General features: G+C 46.0%; 1 protein-coding gene, 2 tRNA genes, 1 rRNA gene and 1 pseudogene. 1 reads left to right on the top strand and 4 read right to left on the bottom strand.

Features of this window, described 5'->3' with window-relative positions; genetic code table 11:
- Window positions 1-75: 75 nt before the first annotated feature.
- The 3 genes from IQ229_RS00360 to IQ229_RS00370 all read right to left on the bottom strand — a co-directional run bounded on the left by IQ229_RS00360 (window position 76) and on the right by IQ229_RS00370 (window position 1923).
- Window positions 76-148: transfer RNA gene (locus IQ229_RS00360), tRNA-Ala, on the bottom strand.
- Window positions 149-228: 80 nt separating this feature from the next.
- Window positions 229-302 (bottom strand) — tRNA-Ile (locus tag IQ229_RS00365).
- A gap of 130 nt (window positions 303-432) precedes the next feature.
- Window positions 433-1923 (bottom strand): 16S ribosomal RNA (locus tag IQ229_RS00370).
- Window positions 1924-2233: 310 nt separating this feature from the next.
- Between IQ229_RS00370 and nadC the strand changes: the two genes are divergently transcribed.
- A complete protein-coding gene (gene nadC, locus IQ229_RS00375) occupies window positions 2234-3100 on the top strand; it encodes a carboxylating nicotinate-nucleotide diphosphorylase (protein ID WP_194040279.1) in 867 nt (288 codons plus the stop codon).
- Between the two features lie 384 nt (window positions 3101-3484).
- Here the strand turns inward: nadC and IQ229_RS00380 are convergent.
- A pseudogene (locus tag IQ229_RS00380) lies at window positions 3485-3797 on the bottom strand (IS701 family transposase); the annotation flags it as partial.
- Between the last annotated feature and the right edge of the window lie 125 nt (window positions 3798-3922).

Consider the following 3922-nt stretch of genomic DNA (forward strand, 5'->3'; position numbering starts at 1 on the left):
GCAGTCTGACTTTTATTAAGTCATGTTGCTGAACTCTCTCAATTTTTTGTTTTTGTTAATGGCAATCGCCACAGGTGGAGGTTAGCGGACTCGAACCGCTGACATCCTGCTTGCAAAGCAGGCGCTCTACCAACTGAGCTAAACCCCCAAATCATAATTCGTAATTCGTAATTCTTAATTCGTAGTTAATTACGAATTACGAATTAGCAATTACTAATTACTTTCAGGTGGGCCATCCTGGACTCGAACCAGGGACCTCACCCTTATCAGGGGTGCGCTCTAACCACCTGAGCTAATAGCCCATATCGAACCTTCATCATAGTTTGAAAGCTTTCAACAATATGCAAATGTCTGCGACCGACCTAGGTTAGACCAACTCAGTATCTATTTAACTGTATGTTTTTCGATTCTGAGGGGTGTAGGTCTCCCTAAAAAGGAGGTGATCCAGCCACACCTTCCGGTACGGCTACCTTGTTACGACTTCACCCCAGTCACCAGTCCTGCCTTAGGCATCCTCCTCCCCGAAAGGTTGGAGTAATGACTTCGGGCACTACCAGCTTCCATGGTGTGACGGGCGGTGTGTACAAGGCCCGGGAACGAATTCACTGCAGTATGCTGACCTGCAATTACTAGCGATTCCTCCTTCACGCAGGCGAGTTGCAGCCTGCGATCTGAACTGAGCTCCGGTTTACGGGATTTGCTTGCATTCGCATGCTTGCTGCCCTCTGTCCGGAGCATTGTAGTACGTGTGTAGCCCAAGGCGTAAGGGGCATGCTGACTTGACGTCATCCCCACCTTCCTCCGGTTTGTCACCGGCAGTCTCTCTAGAGTGCCCAACTTAATGCTGGCAACTAAAAACGAGGGTTGCGCTCGTTGCGGGACTTAACCCAACATCTCACGACACGAGCTGACGACAGCCATGCACCACCTGTGTTCGCGCTCCCGAAGGCACTCTTCCCTTTCGAGAAGATTCGCGACATGTCAAGCCTTGGTAAGGTTCTTCGCGTTGCATCGAATTAAACCACATACTCCACCGCTTGTGCGGGCCCCCGTCAATTCCTTTGAGTTTCACCGTTGCCGGCGTACTCCCCAGGCGGGATACTTAACGCGTTAGCTACGGCACGGCTCGGGTCGATACAAGCCACGCCTAGTATCCATCGTTTACGGCTAGGACTACTGGGGTATCTAATCCCATTCGCTCCCCTAGCTTTCGTCCCTCAGTGTCAGTTACGGCCTAGCAGAGCGCCTTCGCCACTGGTGTTCTTCCTGATCTCTACGCATTTCACCGCTACACCAGGAATTCCCTCTGCCCCGAACGTACTCTAGCTATGTAGTTTCCACTGCTTGTATCTAGTTGAGCTAGACTCTTTAACAGCAGACTTACATTGCCACCTGCGGACGCTTTACGCCCAATCATTCCGGATAACGCTTGCATCCTCCGTATTACCGCGGCTGCTGGCACGGAGTTAGCCGATGCTTATTCCTCAGGTACCGTCATTGTGTTCTTCCCTGAGAAAAGAGGTTTACGACCCAAGAGCCTTCCTCCCTCACGCGGTATTGCTCCGTCAGGCTTTCGCCCATTGCGGAAAATTCCCCACTGCTGCCTCCCGTAGGAGTCTGGGCCGTGTCTCAGTCCCAGTGTGGCTGATCGTCCTCTCAGACCAGCTACTGATCGTCGCCTTGGGAGTCCATTACACTTCCAACTAGCTAATCAGACGCGAGCTCATCTTCAGGCAATTAATCTTTCACCCCGAAGGGCACATCCGGTATTAGCCACCGTTTCCAGTGGTTGTCCCAGACCTGAAGCCAGATTCTCACGCGTTACTCACCCGTCCGCCACTGTGCCCTAAAGCACCGTTCGACTTGCATGTGTTAAGCATACCGCCAGCGTTCATCCTGAGCCAGGATCAAACTCTCCGTTTTGAACTGGAAAGCTCTATAGCTCATTTAGCTGCTCTTTTTTAACTTCAGCTTAGTTATTTTTATTTGCTTGACGCAATACACTTGCTCTATAATCGCTTTCAAACTATAATATTTTCAAGGTTCGGTGTCCTTCAAGCGTTGCTCTTTCGCGCTCCGCTTCAAGCACTTATTCAATATAGCGAACCTAATTCATTGTGTCAACTATTTTTTCCAATTTGTTTTGGATGGCTTCTCCATCACTATCAAAGCCTTGGAGGACAAGGGTTTTAGGCTATAGTATTGCTGAAGTATTTTAGGAAGCAATAAATTTGTGAGCTATTCTACTGTTTTGCCTCCCTGGTTGGTTTTAGATCCTCTGTTGCGTGCCTGGTTGTTGGAAGATATTGGTAGGGGCGATCGCACTACAAATTCGCTACTAGTAGAAGATGTGACGCTAGGTTCGGCTAAATGGGTAGCTAAAGCTTCTGGGATTATTGCTGGATTACCAGTTGCTGCTAGGGTATTTCAGATTTTGAATGATAAAGTCAGCTTTGTGGCGCTTACCCCTGAAGGTACATGGTGTGAGCCGAGACAGGTAGTAGCTGAAATTCATGGTTCACTGGATGCACTGCTGATGGGGGAACGGGTCGCGCTCAACTTGGCTATGCGGTTGGGTGGGATTGCTACTTTGACTAATATATATGTAGAGCAAATTGCTGATTTACCTGTTCAGTTGGTGGATACGCGTAAAACTACGCCAGGGCTGAGACTGTTGGAAAAGTACGCGACTGCGTTGGGTGGGGCAATTAATCACCGCATGGGATTGGATGATGCAGTAATGATTAAGGATAATCACATTGCGGCGGCTGGGGGAATTGGAGAAGCTGTTACCCGTATTCGTTCTCAGATACCTTATCCCTTGACAATAGAGGTAGAGACTGAAAGTTTAGAGCAGGTGAAAAAAGCTTTGCAGCACAAGGTTGACATTATTATGTTAGATAATATGCCTTTGGATATGATGCATCAGGCGGTGCAGTTGATTCGCCAGCAGGATAGCCGGGTAAAAATTGAAGCTTCGGGGAATGTGACTTTGGAAACGATTCGTGGTGTGGCAGAGGTGGGTGTTGACTATATTTCTAGCAGTGCGCCAATTACTCAATCGAAGTGGTTGGATTTGAGTATGAGAATTGTACATTGAATATAATGAGGCGAATCATCTTAGTGCAAAGTTTGTGTAATGTCGCATTTTTGGAGGATCAAAGCCTGAAAAAATGTCTTCAGTTAAGGCTAAAACCCTTTGTCAAAGTCAATTTTTTAATAGACTTATCCGCAAAAGGTAAATGCTTACTGTGAATGGGTTTGACCAATTCAGATTGAATAGGCGATCGTTATCTTACTCTACGATAAAATAGGCGTTTGGCGGCATTCTGAGACAAAAAACTAAAATTGGAGTGGAAAGTATAAAACGATGAAAACAATTTCCAAAGAAAAAATCAAGTATTAATGGTTAAGGATACTAAGCGATTAAGTCTTATCCCTCTTCTGTCACTTTCCGGAATGAGCAAGTAGTAACTAAGTGAAATTATTCAAAAGCATAATAGGGTTTAAATTGATTCATTGCACTAATTAATTGATTGAATCCCAGCAATAAATTATAATTCGGGAAAATATGTATCCAGGAAGAAATCAACCAAAATAGTAAGAGTGGTTGGGCAATGAGACACAGATTATTTAAAGTATTTTTCCATCCGGATTCGTGATTCTATTGTTGATGATTAGAAAAATCAGCATCACTATTTTCTTGTAACTCAGGTTCAATTTTACGAAATAGATTTAAGCCTAACAAGGCGGAAGAATTTAAACTAATCCGCAGTGTAAACACAAAAAATAATTTGGGAGCATCCACTTTTGGCGGATCGCCCTCAGACTAGAAGTCTGGGGCTATACAAACTAAACCCGCCTGCGCGGGTTTCAGAGAGTCCGCGTAGGCGGACTTCGTTTGTGTAGCCGCGATTTCCAA

The organism is Nostoc cf. edaphicum LEGE 07299 (genome assembly GCF_015207245.1).
In the GTDB taxonomy this organism is placed as follows: Bacteria; Cyanobacteriota; Cyanobacteriia; order Cyanobacteriales; family Nostocaceae; genus Nostoc; species Nostoc edaphicum_B.